14 protein-coding genes are annotated in these 17,124 nt (G+C 68.4%); 5 read left to right on the top strand and 9 right to left on the bottom strand.

The window, feature by feature from the left end; all coding sequences use genetic code 11:
* Positions 1-13 precede the first annotated feature (13 nt).
* Positions 14-568 carry a PadR family transcriptional regulator gene (locus tag ACFPZ3_RS26005; RefSeq protein ID WP_379516841.1) on the top strand — a complete coding sequence of 185 codons (555 nt, stop codon included), beginning with the start codon at positions 14-16 and terminating at the stop codon, positions 566-568.
* 114 nt (positions 569-682) lie between these two features.
* Here the strand turns inward: ACFPZ3_RS26005 and ACFPZ3_RS26010 are convergent, their stop codons facing one another.
* The 6 genes from ACFPZ3_RS26010 to ACFPZ3_RS26035 are packed head-to-tail and all read right to left on the bottom strand — an operon-like array spanning position 683 to position 7,446.
* Positions 683-2,020 carry an MFS transporter gene (locus tag ACFPZ3_RS26010; protein ID WP_379516842.1) on the bottom strand — a complete coding sequence of 446 codons (1,338 nt, stop codon included), beginning with the start codon at positions 2,018-2,020 and terminating at the stop codon, positions 683-685.
* Positions 2,017-3,549, bottom strand: a complete 1,533-nt coding sequence (locus ACFPZ3_RS26015) for an acyl CoA:acetate/3-ketoacid CoA transferase (protein WP_379516843.1) — start codon at positions 3,547-3,549, stop codon at positions 2,017-2,019. The genes ACFPZ3_RS26010 and ACFPZ3_RS26015 overlap by 4 nt, the downstream gene beginning before the upstream one ends.
* Positions 3,546-4,283: an SDR family NAD(P)-dependent oxidoreductase gene (locus ACFPZ3_RS26020; RefSeq protein ID WP_379516844.1), complete on the bottom strand. Its 738-nt coding sequence runs from the start codon at positions 4,281-4,283 to the stop codon at positions 3,546-3,548. Before ACFPZ3_RS26020 ends, ACFPZ3_RS26015 begins: the two co-directional genes overlap by 4 nt.
* A complete protein-coding gene (locus ACFPZ3_RS26025) occupies positions 4,280-5,023 on the bottom strand; it encodes an enoyl-CoA hydratase/isomerase family protein (RefSeq protein ID WP_379516845.1) in 744 nt (247 codons plus the stop codon). Before ACFPZ3_RS26025 ends, ACFPZ3_RS26020 begins: the two co-directional genes overlap by 4 nt.
* A gap of 58 nt (positions 5,024-5,081) precedes the next feature.
* Positions 5,082-6,101, bottom strand: coding sequence for a LacI family DNA-binding transcriptional regulator (locus ACFPZ3_RS26030; protein ID WP_379516846.1), 1,020 nt, complete (start codon positions 6,099-6,101; stop codon positions 5,082-5,084).
* A gap of 34 nt (positions 6,102-6,135) precedes the next feature.
* Positions 6,136-7,446 carry an MFS transporter gene (locus tag ACFPZ3_RS26035; protein WP_379516847.1) on the bottom strand — a complete coding sequence of 437 codons (1,311 nt, stop codon included), beginning with the start codon at positions 7,444-7,446 and terminating at the stop codon, positions 6,136-6,138.
* A gap of 155 nt (positions 7,447-7,601) precedes the next feature.
* Between ACFPZ3_RS26035 and ACFPZ3_RS26040 the strand changes: the two genes are divergently transcribed.
* Genes ACFPZ3_RS26040 through ACFPZ3_RS26050 form a run of 3 tightly spaced genes read left to right on the top strand, consistent with a single transcriptional unit; the run spans position 7,602 to position 10,294 of the window.
* A complete protein-coding gene (locus ACFPZ3_RS26040; RefSeq protein WP_379516848.1) occupies positions 7,602-8,390 on the top strand; it encodes an IclR family transcriptional regulator in 789 nt (262 codons plus the stop codon).
* Positions 8,387-9,520: an acyl-CoA dehydrogenase family protein gene (locus ACFPZ3_RS26045; RefSeq protein ID WP_379516849.1), complete on the top strand. Its 1,134-nt coding sequence runs from the start codon at positions 8,387-8,389 to the stop codon at positions 9,518-9,520. The genes ACFPZ3_RS26040 and ACFPZ3_RS26045 overlap by 4 nt, the downstream gene beginning before the upstream one ends.
* Before the next feature lie 54 nt (positions 9,521-9,574).
* On the top strand, positions 9,575-10,294 hold the full coding sequence (locus ACFPZ3_RS26050) for an HAD family hydrolase (protein ID WP_379516850.1): 720 nt from the start codon (positions 9,575-9,577) through the stop codon (positions 10,292-10,294).
* Between the two features lie 36 nt (positions 10,295-10,330).
* Here ACFPZ3_RS26050 and ACFPZ3_RS26055 read toward each other — a convergent pair whose 3' ends face one another.
* Positions 10,331-13,180 carry an alpha-L-rhamnosidase-related protein gene (locus ACFPZ3_RS26055; RefSeq protein WP_379516851.1) on the bottom strand — a complete coding sequence of 950 codons (2,850 nt, stop codon included), beginning with the start codon at positions 13,178-13,180 and terminating at the stop codon, positions 10,331-10,333.
* A gap of 295 nt (positions 13,181-13,475) precedes the next feature.
* Here ACFPZ3_RS26055 and ACFPZ3_RS26060 point away from each other — a divergent pair, with 295 nt between their 5' ends.
* Complete coding sequence (locus ACFPZ3_RS26060) at positions 13,476-15,335, top strand: glycoside hydrolase family 76 protein (RefSeq protein WP_379516852.1); 1,860 nt, start codon at positions 13,476-13,478, stop codon at positions 15,333-15,335.
* A 103-nt stretch (positions 15,336-15,438) separates the two neighbouring features.
* On the opposite strand, the gene ACFPZ3_RS26065 is transcribed toward ACFPZ3_RS26060, so the two are convergent.
* Both ACFPZ3_RS26065 and ACFPZ3_RS26070 read right to left on the bottom strand, forming a co-directional pair.
* Positions 15,439-16,203, bottom strand: a complete 765-nt coding sequence (locus ACFPZ3_RS26065; RefSeq protein WP_379516853.1) for a methyltransferase domain-containing protein — start codon at positions 16,201-16,203, stop codon at positions 15,439-15,441.
* Between the two features lie 141 nt (positions 16,204-16,344).
* Positions 16,345-16,863 carry a PadR family transcriptional regulator gene (locus ACFPZ3_RS26070; protein ID WP_379516854.1) on the bottom strand — a complete coding sequence of 173 codons (519 nt, stop codon included), beginning with the start codon at positions 16,861-16,863 and terminating at the stop codon, positions 16,345-16,347.
* Positions 16,864-17,124: the final 261 nt, after the last annotated feature.

A 17,124-nucleotide genomic window follows, 5' to 3' on the forward strand; every position in this document is an offset into this window, starting at 1 on the left:
AAGGATGTGGAAGGTGCCGGAGCTCACCCCACCCGAGTGCGTCGTGCTCGGGCTGATCGCGCGCCACGGCGCGATGACGCCGTATGAGCTGAAGGCCAAGGTGGAGGAGTCGGTCGACTACTTCTGGCCGATCCCGCACGCGCAGCTCTACCGGATCCCGGCGCGGCTGGCCACACTCGGCCTGCTGCAGGAAAGGCCTGAGCACACCGGCCGACGTCGCCGCGTCTTCCACCTCACCGATGCCGGGCGCACCACCTTGAAGCGGTGGCTGGCCGACCCGCACGCCCCCGAGCCGGAAACCCGCGACCCGGGGCAGCTCAAGCTCTTCTTCGCCGACCTGGGCGAGGCCGGCGATGTGCTGGCTCTCGCCAGGGAGCAGGCGGCGCAGCACCGCCACTGGCTCGAGCTCTACCGCTCACGGCACGCCGAGATGAACCCTTCCGACAAGGTGGGGCTGGTGTCGCGGGCCCGCATCCTCAGACTCGGAATCCTGCACGAGCAGGCATATGTGGACTTCTGGGAGTCCCTCTCCAACGATCCCGGCCAGGACCTGGCAGACCCCAGCTGAACCAGGCCGGCCCAGGACCACGCAGAACGCGGAGCCGGCCGAGAACCGCAGCCAGAGGTTGACACGGGTCAGGGCGTGTCCACGATCAACGCCCGATCAACCATTCAGACCGGTTCAGCGTGCGTCTTCGACGGTCATGAGGTCCCGCCCCCGCGTTTCCGGCGTGATGAACGTCGTCGCGAGCGAGATGGCCGCCAGCAGCGCCGAGTACCCGCCGATCGACCACCACGCCCAGTCAGAAGAGGACAGCAGAACGGCTCCGATGAGCGGAGCGAACCCGCCGGCCAGGACGGCGGAGATCTCACGCGACAGTGCGACGCCGGTGAGCCGGTGCGGAGCGCCGAAGAGCTCGGGGAGGAGGGAGCAGTGCGGGCCGGTGACGGCCTGAACAGCGATGCCGAACCCGAGCCCGATCATCATGATCGCGAGCCAGGCGTGCCCCAGCGAGATCAGGTAGAACGCCGGCAGAGCCATCAGCAGCTGCGCGGTGCACCCGATCTGGTAGGTGCGCACGCGGCCGATCCGGTCGCCGAGCCAGCCGAAGAAGGTGACCGAGAACATCGCGATGCCGGCGCCCAGCGCCACCCCGGCGCTTCCGATGGAGGCCTGCCCCTTGTAGGCCTCGAGACCGGCGACGAAGGTGACGACCAGGGTCAGGTAGACGGAGGAGTTCCCGTTCTCGGCGATGCGCAGGCCGATGGCACGCAGGATGTTGGGAGCCGAGGTGCGCAGTACCTGGCCGACCGGGTTCTTCACCAGCTCCCGGTTGCTCTCCATCGCCTTGAACGCCGGGCTCTCCTGCATCTTGAGCCGGATCACGAGCGCGACGGCGATCAGCACCACGCTGAACAGGAACGGGACGCGCCACAGCCAGCTGTGCACGAGATCCTGGTCGAGCGCGCTGAGTACGGCGAAGATCCCGGCGCCGAGGAGCGTGCCGCCCTGGATGCCGACGTACGGCAGCGCGGCGAACAGTCCGCGGCGCGCCCGGGGTGCGAACTCTGAGACCAGCGTCATCGCGCCCGCCTGTTCGGCTCCCGCGCCGAGTCCTTGGAGGATGCGCAGGCAGATCAGCAGGATGGGGGCGGCGACGCCGATCGACTCGTACGTCGGCAGGCATCCCACCAGGAAGCTCGCCGTTCCCATGAGCAGCAGGGTCATGAGCAGCACGGTCTTGCGCCCGCGCCGGTCGCCGATCGCGCCGAAGACGATCCCGCCGATGGGGCGCGCGCAGAACCCGACCGCGTAGGTCGCCAGCGAGGCGAACAGCGCGGCCGTGTCGCTGCCGAGCCCGGCGAAGAACAGCGGGCCGAAGATCAGCGCTGAGGCGAGGCCGTAGATGTAGAAGTCGAAGTACTCCAGCGCCGAGCCGACGGCGGCCGCGAGGACGGCTCGGCGCAGCTCCGCGGGCTCGACGACGCTCTGGCTGCCGGCGGTCTGCGTGGCGCTCATGCCGATTCCTCTCTGAACAGTCGTGGATCCATCTCCACCAGGTCCTCGGCGACCTCGATCGCGCCGAGATGATCCAGGACGTCGGCCTTCAGGTCGATCCCCGGCGCGATCTCGATCAGGCGGAGACGGTCGGCGCCCAGTTCGAAGACGGCCCGTTCGGTGACGTACAGCACGCGCTGGCCGCGCTCGCGGGCCTGTGCGGCGGAGAAGGTGATCTGGTCGACGCGCTCGACGAACTTGCGGTGCTTCCCCTCGGTACGGATCCGGAGGCGGCCGTCGCTCGGCTCCGCGTGCAGCCCGCCCGCGGTGAAGGTGCCGCAGAAGACCGCGGTGCGCGCGTTCTGGGAGATGTTGACGAACCCGCCGGTCCCGATGATCTTTCCGCCGAATTTGGAGACGTTGACGTTGCCGGCCAGGTCGATCTGCGCGAAGCCGAGGAAGCAGATGTTCAGCCCGCCGCCGTCGTAGAAGTCGAACTGGGCGGCCTGATCCAGGATCGCCGTCGGGTTCGAGGCGACGCCGAAGATGACTCCCCTGGCCGGGATGCCGCCGACCAGACCCTGCTCGATGGTCAACGTGAAGCTGTCGAGCCGGCCTTCCTCGGCCGCTACGGCGGCCACACCGTCGGCGATGCCGACGCCGAGGTTGACGACGTCCCCTTCCCGCACCTCCTGGAGAGCGCGGCGGGCGACGACCTTGCGCTGGTCGAGGGGAAAGGGGGGCAGGGTGGAGAGCGCGGCCCGGGTTTCGCCCGAGAACGCGGGGTTGTACTCGTGCGTCACGACCTGCCGCTGCTCCGGATGGGAGACCACGACGTCGACGTAGATTCCCGGGATCTCGACTGTTCTCGGGTCCAGGGTGTTGGCTTGCGCGATCTGCTTGACCTGGGCGATCACCAGCCCGCCGCTGTTGCGGGTCGCCTGAGCGATCGCCCGCATGTCCAGCCGCGCGGCTTCCTGCTCGCAGGAGATGTTGCCCCGCTCATCGGCGGTGGTCCCGCGGACAAAGCAGACATCGATGGGCTGCGCGGGATAGAAGAGGCACTCCCGGCCGCCGAGCGTGACCACCTCCACCAGATCCTCGGTGGTGCGTTCGTTGAGCCGTCCGCCCTCCAGCCGAGGGTCGCAGAACGTCCCGATCCCGACGTGCGTGACCGTGCCGGGGCGCCCGCCCGCGATGTCGCGGAACAGCTGGGCCATGACGCCTTGCGGGAAGTTGTAGGCCTCGAAGGCGTTCTCGGCCGCCAGCCGGCTCATCCGCGGCGCCATGCCCCAGTTGCCGGCGATGATCCGCCGGATCATGCCCGGGTGAGCGAGCAGGTCCATGCCGCCGCCCTCTCGGTCACCGATGCCGGTGGTGTGCACCAGGGTCAGGTCGTCCGGCGTGCCGGTCTCGGTGAAGCGGCGGCCCAGCGCGGCAAGCAGCGCGTCCGGCTCCATCAGACCGCCGCCGGACCCGCCGATCGCCACGGTACTGGCGGGCCGCACGCGCGCCACGGCCTGGTCGGCGGTGAGGAACTCCGGCCTCATGCCATCACCCCGCCGCCGTTGAGGTGGAGAACCTGACCGTGGTAGAGGGCGGCGTCCTCGGAGGCGAGGAACACGACGGTGCCGGCGATCTCGTGCGGCTGCGCCAGCCGCCCGAGGACGGAGTCGCGGGTACGTTCCCGGATCCATTCCTCGGTTGCCCAGGGGGCGACGAATTCCGTGTCCACGGGTCCTGGCGCGATCGCGTTGATCCGGATGGCCGGTCCCAGCTCACGCGCCATGGCACGGGTCAGCCCGATCACGCCCGCCTTGGCCGCGCAGTACGCCGCGTAGTCTCTCGCGCCCTTGAAGGCCAGCTGGGAGGAGACGTTGACGATCACGCCCGAGCCACGTCGCAACATCCCAGGAAGGACGTGCTTCGAGCAGAGGAACACACCGTCGAGGTCGACGGACATCGTGCGCCGCCACAGCTGCAGATCCGTGTCGATGACCTTCGCCGAGTCCATGACGCCGGCATTGTTGACCAGCACGTCGATTCCGCCGAATGCCTCCTCGACCGCGGCGGCCAGGTCTGCCACGGAGCGTTCGTCGGCGACATCCGCCTCGAACGCCTTCGCCTCGACTCCGCGGTCGATCAGCTCGAGACAGCGCTCGTTCGCCTGGGCCGGCTGGCCGAGATGGTGGACGGCGATCCGGGCTCCGCGGCCGGCGAAGGCATCGACGATCGCCGATCCGAGTCCGCCCAGGGCGCCGGTAACGAGGACACGCGCGCTCATCGGTTCACCTTCCTGCGGTCGAGGAAGGCCTGCTTGCGTTCGCGCGAGGCCTCGGACCGGCTGAAGAAGGCGGCGAGCACGGGTTCGATCGGAGCACGGGCCTCCAGCCCTGCGGTGAGCAGCTTGAACGTGCGCACAGCCGTCGGCTCGGCGGCGCCCAGGTCGGCCACCAGCTCGCTCACCGCCGCTTCGAGGTCCGCCGGCGCCGCGTGGACCAGGCCGATCTCGTAGGCGCGCCGCCCCGAGACGGGCGTCCCGGTGAGGAACATCGACCGGGTGTGCGCCAGCCCGACGGCGTCGACGAGACGAGTGAGACCGCCCCAGGAGGTCAGGTTGCCCAGCCGCGCCTCGGGGTAACCGATCAAGGCGGCGGGGGCGGCCAGCCGCACATCGCAGGCGAGCGCCAGCTCCAGCCCGCCGCCGAGGGCGCCCCCTTCGATCACGGCGAGGGTCGGCACGGAAAGGGAAGCGAGACGATCGAACACGGCGGTGCCCAGCCTGGACATCTCCTCCGCCTCGGACGGCGACGGATCGGCCCAGTCGCCGATGTCGGCACCGGCGCTGAAGTAGCCGTCACTACCGCGGACGAGCAGGGTGCGGATGGACCTGTCCGACTCGATCTCACCGACCGCGACCGACAGGTGCTGGAGCATCGATCGGTCGATCGCGTTCCGCTTAGCCGGGCGATCTAGCCAGAGGGTGGCGTCCCCGTCGGTGTTCCTGGTGATGCGTGTACGCACACGCCACCTCTCTTTCTGCTTCATGGCGAGTTCAAGGAGTGAAGAGGAAAACGGTTTCTCAACAGCCGCAGCTTCGCCGTACCACGAGGTCGGAGCGCAGCACCATGCGTTGCGGGCGGGGGTCGTCGCCGCCGCGGGTTCTCAGTCGCTGGGTGAGGAGATGGGCGGCGGTCCGGCCGATGGCGTGTGCCTTGGAGTCCACGGTGGTGAGCGCCACGCCGGGCATGCGGCTGACCCAGATGTCGTCGAACCCGATCACGGCCAGCTCGCCGGGAACGGAGACGCCCAGCTCACCGGCCGCGGCCAGCACGCCGAGCGCCATCGTGTCGGTCGCCGCGAAGATCGCATCGGGTGGTGAGCCCGCCCTGAGGAGCACGCGGGCCTGCGCTGTCGCCGTTTCCAGGTCCGTGGCCGTCGTCTCGACGACGTCGGCCCTTTCTCCGTAGACCGACCGAATGCCGTCGAGCCGCAGACGGAACGGGGCGATGTCCAGTGAGCCGCTGAGGTAGGTGACCCGCGGGTGACCGTGCTCCTGGAGGTGCTTGCCCACCAGCCGGCCGCCGTCCTGGTTGTCGATCACGACCGTGTCCAGGGCAGGTGAGGCCACCTCGCGGCTCGCTACGACCACGGCGACTCCGGCATCCACGAGCCGGCGAACCGCGCGGTCCTTGATCGTCGCGGTGCTCACGACCACTCCGTCGACCCGGCGCTGGATCATCGAGTTGATCAGGTCGGCCTCCCGGGTCGCGCTGCCCTCGGAAGACCCCAGCAGCAGGGTGTACTGAGCTGGGCCGGCCACGTCTTCGACGCCCGCCACCAGTTCGCTGTAGAACGGGTTCGCGACGCTGGCGACGAGCACGCCGATCGCGTTGGTCCGCTGCGACGTCAGGCTCTGGGCCAGGGCGTTCGGCTGGTAGTCGAGTTCGGCGATCGCGTCCTCGATCTTGCGTCTGGTCGTCCGGGAGACGTAGTAGTCGCCGGCCGGGTTGAGACACTTCGACACGGTCGCCTTGGACACGCCCGCACGCGCGGCGACGTCTTCGATGGTCGCGCGTTGCTTCGGAAACCGGTTCCCCATGGGCATCGATACTTCGCAAACAGGCCTATCTTGGTCAATAGGTTTCCGAAAGGTTTCCTACGGGAGCCCGCGGGGCCGCCCACAGGGTCTCCGGCAGAAGCCGCACGCAGATGAGCCCGATCACGCTCAGCGTCGCGACGTACGCCGCGATCGACCAGGTTCCCCCGCCGGACCAGGCCAGCAGGGCCGTCGCGACGAGCGGCATGGTGCCGCCGACGACCGCCGCGGGCAGTTCGCGGGAGATGGCCAGCCCGCTCCAGCGCACGCGGGTGGAGAACAGTTCGGCCATCAGCGCGGCGGCCGGGCCGCTCGTCGCGCCCTGGACTCCCGCCAGTCCCAGCACCATGGCGACCGTGACCACCACGGGGTTTCCGGTGCCGAGGAGCCAGAACATCGGGAAGACGTAGAGGATGGCGAAGATCGCGCCGCCGGTCAGGACCTTCTTCCTGCCGATCCGGTCGGACAGGATGCCGAAGAGCGGGATCGCCACCACGGTGAGCACCTCGGCGATGATGAGACCGGTCAGCGCCACGCTCTTGGAGACGTGCAGATCGTTGCTGACGTGGGACAGCACGAAGACCTGCATGAGGTACGCCCACGGGATGATGAAGGTGAACAGCCCGAAACCACAGATGATCGCGCGGGTCTCGGTGCGCAGGGCCTCCTTGACCGGTGCCGGCTGCAGGCTGTCCGACCTCTCCAGATCGGCGAACTCCGGAGACTCGGGCACGCGCAGCCGTACATAAGTGGCGATGGCCAGCACGACGATGCTGAGCAGGAACGGCACGCGCCAGCCCCACGCCAGGAAGGCGTCGGCGGGCAGCAGCGAGACCAGGGCGAACAGCACCGTGGCCAGCGCCGTACCGACGTAGATCGCCGCGCCCGGGTAGCTTGCGACCAGGCCTCTGCGGCGCCGTTCGGTGAATTCCGACACCATCGTGATGGCCCCCGCGTACTCGGCGCCCGCGCCGGCGCCTTGGAGCAGGCGCAGCAGCACCAGGGCGATCGGCGCCCAGACGCCGATGGACTCGGCCGTCGGCAGCGCGCCGATGAGCGTGGTGCACACACCCATGATCAGCAGGGTGACGAGGAGCACGGGCTTGCGGCCGAGACGGTCGCCGTAGTGAGCGAAGATCAACCCACCCAGCGGCCGGACGCCGAGCCCCACGGCGAAGGTGCCGAGCGCGCCGAGCAGTCCGCCCAGGGTCCCCGCGCCGGGAAAGAAGAGCGGAGCGAAGACGAGCGCCGATGCGAGCCCGTAGAGCGCGAAGTCGTACCACTCGATCACGGTTCCGATGGAGCCGGCGGCGATCGCGCGCCGGCGTTGGATCCTGTCGACAGCCATGGCGCCTCCTGAGGGGGGAATGGTGCCGGGCAGTTAACCAGCGCGAAACACTAAGGTCAATATTCACTTCCACCATATGGAAGTCTATTTTGCCTTGACATCTATGGATTTGGCAGGCAACGATGGCGCTCCCCGGCGGATAAGGATTCCATATCGTGGAAGTACAGGGAAGTCAGGCGGCCTACCGGTTGCTGGACCTGCTCAGCGCATTAGCCTTCCGGACGGGCGGCGCCAACCTCATGTCCCTCGCCCAGGAACTCGACCTGCCGCCGAGTACGGTGCGCCGATTGCTGCGCGTCCTGTGCGACCGCGGCTTCGCCGAACAGGATCCCGACACCCGCATCTACCAACTCGGCCCGCAGGCGCGGATGCTCGGCGCCCTGCGGCTGGACCGCCGCTCCCTGCTCGACCTCGCCCACCCCATGCTCGTACGGCTGCGCGACAAGACCAAGGAGAACGTCTTCCTGTCCGTCCGTGACGGACTGGAGGTGAGCTACCTCGACGTGCTGCCCGCCGTACATCCCGTGCAGCTGACCGGCGAGCCAGGCATGAAGATCCCGATGCATGCCACCTCGCAGGGGAAGGTCATCCTGGCGTTCCTGCCGGACGCGGTGGTGGACCGGATCCTGCAGAAGATCACCTACACCAGATACACCAGCACGACGCCGACCACCGAGGCGGCTGTCCGCGCCGAACTGGCCATCATCCGCAAGCAACGGTTCTCCCTGAGCTTCGAGGAACGCGATCCCGGTATCTGCTCGATCTCCGCCCCGGTGCTGGACCCGTTCGGCAACGCCGCGGCGGTGGTGTGCGTGGCCGGACCGATGTTCCGGCTGGACGAGGCGATGCTCGTCAACGACGTGGCTCCGCCGTTGCTGGAATGCACCCGAGACATCAGCCCGCTGCTTTTCCCCAAGGTGGCGGTCAACAGGAGGCGTACATGACCGTTGACAACGACCTGCTGGAAGTCATCACCGCCTTCTGCGAGAAGGACGTCGCCCCGCAGGTCAGGAAGATCGAAGAGGAGGACGCGGCCTACACGACCGGTCTGCTGCGCCTGGCCGCCGGCATCGGCCTCCAAGGGCTCATCTGCGACGAGCAGGGCAATCTCGAGCCGGAAGGCTTCGTCCTGGCGCACGAGACCACAGAGATCATCGCCTCGTACTCCGGCTCACTGGCCCTCTCCCTCGGCGCGGCCCGGCTGCACGCCTACATGCTCTGCCAGTACGCCCGCCCCGAAGTGCGTGACCGCTGGCTCCCTGGACTGCTGAGTGCCGAACACTTCGGTTGCTTCGCCATCAGCGAGCCGCACGCCGGCACCGACGTGCGCGCCATCACCACGCTCGCGACGCGCACTCCCAAGGGCGACTACATCCTCAACGGAGAGAAGGCCTGGATCACCCAGGCTCCCCACGCCGCCTTCGCGATCGTGCTCGCCAAGCTGGACTCACGCGACCGCGACGCGGAGACCGCCGCCTTCGTCGTGGACATGACCTCGCCCGGAGTCAGCGTCGGCCAACCGGAGTCGCTGATCGGCTTCCGCGGCTGTCCCCCCGCGGGACTGTCCTTCCAGGACGTGCACGTGCCGGCGGTCGCACGGATGACCGTGGACGGCTTCAACGGCATGCTCGAGGGCGTCAACCTCGCCCGGCTCGACTGCGCTTCCTATGCCCTCGGCTTCATCCGCGGTTCCCTGCGCGAGTGCACGCGCTACCTCAGCGAGCGCGTGGCCTTCGGCGCGCCGCTGAGCCAGACCCAACTCGTCCGCGCCGACCTTGGCGACATGCACGCCGACTACCTCTCCGCCCGGCACCTCACCATGGCCGCACTGGACAGCTTCGCCGCCGGTGGTGGCGGCGACCTTGCTCTCGTCTCCGCGGCCAAGCTCAGCGCCACCACAGCCGCCATGCGCCAGACCACCAGCGCGGTTCAGCTGCTCGGCGGAGCCGGACTCCACCACGACCACCTGGTGCAGAGCTTCTTCAGGGACGCCAAGACCATCGAGATCATCGACGGCACCTCCCAGATCCACCGGCTCATGCTCGGCAAGATCGCTCTCCGCGCCACTTGGTAGGCCCGTCGCGCCATCCAGGAGTCCAGAACCCCGGCTACGGAAAGGACCGAGGCAGTGAAAAAGTACATGCTCTTCGATCATGATGGCGTTCTGGTGGACACCGAATTCTGGTATTACAAAGCCGGGGAACGCGCCCTGGCGGACATTGGCTTGACTTTGGACAAGGATCAATACCTCCGGGAGATGAGCCAGGGCTTGGGCACATGGGCCCAAGCCAGGGCGGCCGGTATTGATGAACAGACCATCGGCAGGCAGCGTCAGGTCCGTAATGACTACTATCAAGAATATCTGAGAACAGAAGCCATTGAGATCGAAGGCGTCGTTGAAGCTCTGGCTGAGCTGTCAAAATACGTCCGTATGGCCATCGTGACAACTGCCAAACGTGCGGATTTCGAGCTTATCCATGAAAAGCGGCGAATCAAGCACTTCATGGACTTCGTCGTTGTTCGTGAAGATTACCAGCTCGCCAAGCCGCATCCGGAACCATACCTGATCGGCGTGAAGCGCTTCGGAGCCACCAAAGAAGAGACACTGGTCGTTGAGGATTCATCCCGAGGGCTGAGCTCAGCCGTGGCGGCCGGCATTGACTGTGCTGTTGTCCACAACGACTTCACAAAATCACACGACTTCGCGCAGGCTACCTATCGAATCGAAACTCTTGCTGAATTGAAGGACATTATCCTTGATGTAGGCGGTCAGCCTGAGGGGTCGAGCGCGAGAGTGAAGGCGAAACAGGCCAGGAGTGCGTCCGCCCAGGGCGGCGTGCCATTATGAGGCTCGCGCTCGCCCTCCAGTACCGGCTACAGGAGATCAGGGCGTGAGGAAGCAGCCCTTCCGTACGCCTGGCAGCGGATCGGTGCCGAATGTCGCCGTCGTACAGCCGGTGCCGCCGGTGAACGACTTGTACACGAACCTGCCCCGTGCGCCGTACGCGACGGTCTGTTGTCCGCCGAAGGCGCACGTCCCGGTTTCGTCCGAGCAGGCTGTGGCGTAGCCGGCCGGGCCGCCGGTGGCGGTGTAGCAGCCCTTCGACTCGCCGGGAATCGGGTCGCCGAACGTGGCGTCGGCGCAGGGGGTGTCGCCGGTGGCGGTGATCGTGGTGAACGCGCCGAAGGCGCCGTACGTCACCGGCTGTCCCGCCGCGGCCGGGCACGTGCCGTTCTGAGACGCGCACATGGTCCAGCCGCCGGGCGGACCTCCCGCGGGCGGCAGGTAGCAGGACTTGGCGACTCCGTCGATGGGATCGCCGAAGTGGGCGTTGGTGCAGGGGACGGAGCCGTTGGTGACCTGGTGCGCGAAGTTGCCGTTGGCGCCGTAGGCGACGTCACGGTTGTAGCCGGGCACAGCGCAGGTGCCGCCCTCGGCCGCGCAGACGGTGTATCCGGGCGGGCCGCCCGCGTCGGCGACGTAGCAGGACTTGACCAGATTCGACGCCGGGTCGCCACCGAAGGAGGCGCTGGTACAGGCAGCGCTGCCGGTCGCCGTCTTGTACGTGTAGGACCCTGCCCCGTAGGCCACCGAGCGGATGCCGGCGAAGGAACACGTGCCGCCCTCGCCCGCGCACCGGGTGTAGCCCGCGCGCAGGGCGCCCGTACCCGGCTCGGCGGGGGAGGGGGGATTGCCCAGCCCGGTGGCGTTCACGGTGTAGCTGCCGGGAGCGACGCCGGTGAGGTGGACGTAGGTGTCGTCCTGGCTCGCGCCGGTGATTCCCGCGATGGGCGTGAAGGCTCCGTTGCTCCAGACGACGTTGCCGTTCACGGACACCGAGATGTTGGCGCCGCCGAACTTCGGGACGCCGATACGGCCGGTGGTGCCGGCGGGGCTGGCGAGGCGCGCCGCGTACGTGCCGGCGGCGGGGACGCGGGACCAAGAGGCGTTGACGGCTCCCTGGGGCATGGTGATGCGGCCCTCGGCGCTGGTCAGGTCGCCGGGGTGCGGAACGAAGCGGTACGCGCCGGTCGCCGACTCCGGTGCGGTGCCGAGCACGTCGAAGGTGAGCGTGGAGGTGGGCGCGGTGGACCAGCCATGGGCCAGGCTCATGAACGAACCCCCGTAGGCGTGGCCGCCGTCGGCCCTGATGCCCTCCCAGAAGGTGCTCTTGGTGCCGATGCCGCTGTTGAGCATGTGGCCCCAGGTACGGCGGATCTGCGCCAGGGCGGTGTGGTCGTCGTTGGCGGCGAAGTGGGCGTTGAGCTCCATCCCGCCGGCGAAGGGCGAGATGTTGCCGCCCCACTCGGGGGTGATGGGGCCGTAGATGCCCCAACGGGTCGCGAGCCGGCTGACGATGGTCCGCGACTTCGCGGTGGAATCGGTGAGCCCGTACCAGACCGCGAGCGAGTTGCCGTCCTGCGGGTACAGGCCGCTGGTCGGGTTGTCCCTGTACAGGCCCTGCGAGGCGTCCCACAGCCGGGAGTTGGCCGCGCTCTTGAGTGCGGTCGCCCTGTTGGCCCAGTTCGTGGCGAGCGCGCTCTCACCCTTGACCGAGGCCAGGGTGGCGCCGCCCTTGAGCGTGGCGTACAGGAGCGCGTTGGCGGAGATGTTCTCGCCGCCTTGGCCGACGCGGGCCCAGTCCTGGGTGCGGGTCACGTTGAGGAGACCGGTGCCGCCGATCTTGGCGATGATGAAGGCCATTCCCCGCTTGTAGCCGGCCCATTGGGAGTCCAGCCAGGCCCGGTCGGCCGAGTACGTGTAGTACGTCGCCGTGCCCAGGAGTGTCCACAGGTGGTAGGTGTCCGAGCCGGTGAGGTTGAACGGCGGTCCGGACCAGGGGATCTCCCCTTCGGCGGACTGCACGCCGTACATCGTGCTGATCGCGTTGCGCGTCGAGGTGAGGTCACCCGAGTAGGCGTACTGCGTGGGCACGGCGATGCCCAGGTCGCCGGGCCACACCGTCCGGTCCCGCTTGGCACCGTCGACCAGGACGGAGTCGCCCACGCCGACGGTGGCGGCGTTGTTCCACGCTGTGGCCGGTGGGGGCCAGGCGCGGCCCTGGTTGGAGGCGATCGTGTTGAGCTGCACCGTGTACGCCCCGGCGTACCAGATGCGGTTGAGAAGGTCGTCGTTGGAGTGGAAGAAGTTGGCGTAGTCGGCCGGGTTGACCTTTCCCGGAGCCGCGGTGAAGGCGAGGCTGACGCCCTTGAGGTCCACCCAGCCCGAGGTGTCGAGGAAGACGGTGAGATAGCGGAAGCCGCCCCGCTGTTGCGCGGTGGGCATGGTGTAGGTGCCGTTGGTGGAGGCCGTGGCGTGGAGCGCGCCGTCCTCGCTGTCGCGGCCGCTGCTCCGGTCGCTGTTGGTGCCCACGTACAGGGACGACTCGCTGAAGGCGAGGCCGACCCGTTGGCCGCTGCTGGTGTCGCCGAAAGACAACGTCGTCATTCCGGCGACTTCTTTGCCGAAGTCGAGGGTGATGGCCGACTGCGCGCCGGAGATCCGCGTTGGTAGTCCGCTGAGGACGTTCTGCGGATTCGCGACGCTGCCGGACGTGGAGTACACGGCGGTCGGCTTGAGGGTGCGGGAGGTCGGCGAGTAGCTCAGGGGGTCGACGGCCGCAGAGCTGACATCCGTCGCGGGCGTCGAGGCCGCCGCGGCGGCGGACGGCACCGGGCCGGCTGTCAGCAGAGCGGCGAGCAGAGCGAGGCTGGGTAAGTGGTGCCGACGCACGGAAACCTCCTGGGGCAGGGGGCGAGACCATTTGATCGTTTTAACGCATGACCACGAAACCCCGACGGCCAATCGGAAAGTTTGTTACAAGATGATTTCCCACCGAATGATGGACGTGTGAAAACAGCGTGTCAACCCGTCGCCGCCACCGCGGACCGCTCTTAAAACGTTCCTTCCGAAGCTATTGACAAGACCCTGCCAAGCAGTTTCACTGCGGTCGGAAACAGGTGTGGACCAGTGCCCGATTCCCGCCCGCGTGGCGGCATCCCCCATCGTGAAATCGAGGCGAGCTCCGGTGTCTTTACGCAGCGCCGACAACGTTGTCAGATCACTTCTCACCTTCTCGCTGACGGCCGCTCTCGCGTGTGCGGCACTGGTACCGGCCGCGACGCCCGCGGCCGCCGTCACCCCGGTGTGCGTGCTGGCCTGTGACACGCTGGACCCCTCGCTGGCCCGGCAGGAGAGCTTTCCGGTACCGACCAAGAACCTCAACGGCCGCCGCCTCCAACTGCACGTCTCCAACGCGGACGACATGGCGTGGGCCAGCATCGACGGCGGCGTGATGGGCGACTCGGTGTGGCTGGACCGCTCCTGGGACGGCGGTGCCACCTGGGAGGGGCTGCTGGGCAGGACGAGCGTCCCGGGAACCTGGACCGGCACCAGGACACTGATGTACAACATCACCGATCCCCGCAACCACCGACGCGGACTGGTCCGGGCCTGCGGCGACGCCGCCGCCGTCGGCTGTACGGACTGGGTCTACCCCGCCGTCTGCGACACGCTCTGCGACGGCGCCGACGCCGGCCAGGCGGCCGGGGACGATCAGCCGGTGCCGGCCACGACCCTCTACGGCCGCACGATCCGACTGCATATGGACCAGAAGAACTCCATGGCCTGGGCAAGCATCGAATCCGGCGGCGGCGGCGACGAGATCTGGCTCGACCGCTCATGGAACGGCGGTTCGACCTGGCCGGGCGGCTCATCGCTCGGCCGTACCAGCACCCCGTCCGGAGCTGCCGGCACGCGTACCGCGATGTACGCCACCCGCGATCCGCGCGGCCTTCTCCACGGCGGCGCGATCCGCGCCTGCGGCCGGGAGGCCTCCCACCAGGACGGCAGCTGCACCGCCTGGGTCAGACCCGCGCCGACCAGGGCGCGCGCCGCGGCGGACGCGCTCATGTACTCCTACGACCCGTACAACGGCTGGTGGCCCAGCAGCTGGTGGAACTCCGCCGCCACCCTCAGCTCCCTCATCGGCTTCGCCAGGACCACCGGCACGCACGACTACGACTGGATCGTGGCGCGCACCTTCGAGCAGAACAAGGGCGTCTTCGCCGCCGGAGCACGCAGCTCGGACGCGCTCGAGGGCCACTTCATCAGCCGTTCCATCGACGACTCGGCCTGGTGGGCCATCGCCTGGATCGACGCCTACGACTACACCGGCGACGCCCGCTACCTCAATGAGGCCGTCATCATCGCCAACTACGTCCAGCAGTACTGGGACTCCGGCAGCTGCGGGGGCGGCGTGTGGTGGGACAGGGAACGCACCTACAAGAACGCCGTGACGAACGGGCAGTACCTCTGGCTGACCACGGCGCTGCACCAGCGCATCCCCGGCGACACCGGATGGCTCCAGCGGGCGAGGACGGCCGCCGGCTGGTACCGGTCAAGCGGGATGATCAACTCCTCAGGACTGGTGAACGACGGACTGAACTCCTCCTGCGCCAACAATGGCAGCACCGTGTGGAGTTACAACCAAGGACTGGCCATCGGTGGCTTCACCGAACTGTGGAAGACGACCGGGGACAGCTCCCTGCTGACCACCGCGCGAGCCCTGGCCGATGCCGCCATCAGCAGCACGGCGCTGACCCGGGCCGGAGTGCTCACCGAGTCCTGCGACCTCGGCTCGGCCTCCTGCGACGACAACCAGAAACAGTTCAAGGGCATCTTCATGCGGCACTTCGCCGACCTCGCGAAGGCCACCGGTTCCAGCACCTACCGGAGCTACATTCTTAAGCAGGCGGACACGCTGTGGGCGCAGGACCGCGGCTCCCTCAACACCCTCGGCCAACGCTGGGCCGGCACCAGCCCCAACCAGACCGACTGGCGCACGCAGGCCAGCGCCCTCGGAGCGCTCACGGCCGCCGCGGGCTGACGTGCATCGGGTGGGCAGTTCGGTCCGTGACCCGATCACCACCCCCCGAGCGCATGAACGAAGAGCCGCTCTTGGGCAGCCCGTGCGCAGGTCGGCCAGGACGTCAGGGATGCCCGACGATGAGCCTGAGCGAGCCGAGGAACTCGGGCTGCTCGCGCAGGTGGCCGAAGCGGTCGTCCCAGACGCCGCTGTCCAGGTCGCGCCTGAGCCTGTCGACGGCGCGCGCCTGGGCGGCGTCGTCGACGAAGCCCCACGCCGACTGCGAGGCGCGCACCCGCGGGTCGAGGAAGCGTTCCGGGCGGGCGTAGTAGGCCTCGGTGAAGCCGTCCACGCAGTCGATCGGGATCGCGATCGGCACCACCTCGGCGCGGGTGCCGGCGAGGGAGGTGATCAGGTCGATCGGCGGGTAGCGGCGCCGCTCGGCGGCGATCAGCTCGGGAGCGTACTCGGCGAGCCAGAGCAGGTCGAGGGCGTCTCCGTCGAAGGTGAGGATGACGACCGGGCCGCGGCTGACCCGGCGCAGCTCCCGCAGCCCCCGCTCGGTGTCACTCCATTGGTGAACGGTGACGGTGGCCATGGCGGCGTCGAAGGCGTCGTCGTCGAAGGGCAACTGCTCGGCGGCGGCGTTCACGGCGGGAGCCAGGTGGAGCGGGCGCTGGGCGCGCATCGCCGCCGACGGCTCGACCGCCACGACGTGGCGGTCCTCGGGCTCGTAGGAGCCGGCGCCGGCTCCGACGTTGATGACGGTGCGCGCCTGGCCGAGCGCGTCCAGGACCTGGGCGGCGATACGGGGGTCGGTACGGCGCTGCTGGGCGTAGCCGTGCCCGTGACGGTCGTAGTCGAAGTCACCGGCGAGAGTGGCGGTCAACGGATCTCCTGTCGTGCGGGGGAAGCGGCGCCGAGGTGGCCCAGTTCGGTGTGAGATGGGGATCGTTCACGAACGGCCCTTTCGAGACGGTTGCACCAAAGATCATGTCACCCGTCGCCTTGCCGTCGGACGGCGGCTCCTCTACTTTTCGGCCGTCCGCATCAGGCGCAGGGCCGCCTCGGCGGTCTCATATCGCCAGGCGGCCACCAAATGCTCGAAGCCGTCTGCCTGATCGCGCTGCTCGCGCAGGCTGGCGACGATCGGTTCGATCCGCTCCGCCTGCGCCTGCAGCAGCGGCCGTGGATCCGTCTCTGTCCGGTCGAGCAGTGCCAGCTTGACCAGCAATTCGGCGCGGACGTCCCGGATGTGCCGCACCGGGAGCATCAGCCAGGTGTTCAGGGCGGATCGCCCCGGCGCGGTGACGGTCAGCAGCGTGCGGTGCGGGCCGCTCCGGCCCGGCTCTGTACCCGACGGCTCGATCAGTGACAGCTCGACCAGCCGGTCGAGCGCGCGGTAGACGCGAGGCCGCGGCACCTGCCAGATCGTGCCGACAGGTCCGGTGGGCGCGGTGAGCCGGGAGACGGCGAAGCCGTGCGTGGGGCCCTCTGCGACCAGCGCGAGGACGACCCACTCGGTGAGCGACAACCCGGGAGAGTCCACACACCCAAGGGTAGGGCCGACCGCGGCGGCCGGAAGGCACTCATTAGTCTCAATGGGACTAGCCGCGGGTTTCGGAGGACTGCCAGATGCGAGGGAACAGGGCACGCGCCTTAAGGCTCGGCCGGAGATGAAACCCAGACCGAACGCCATCTGCGTCGGAGGGCCCTGCGACGGTATGCTCACCCGCATTCATCAGGACGTCGGCATCGTGCAGGTACCGGCCGACGTGTCCCCGAGTAGCGCGTATCGCATCACCTCCCG

This window comes from Nonomuraea insulae (assembly GCF_042656245.1).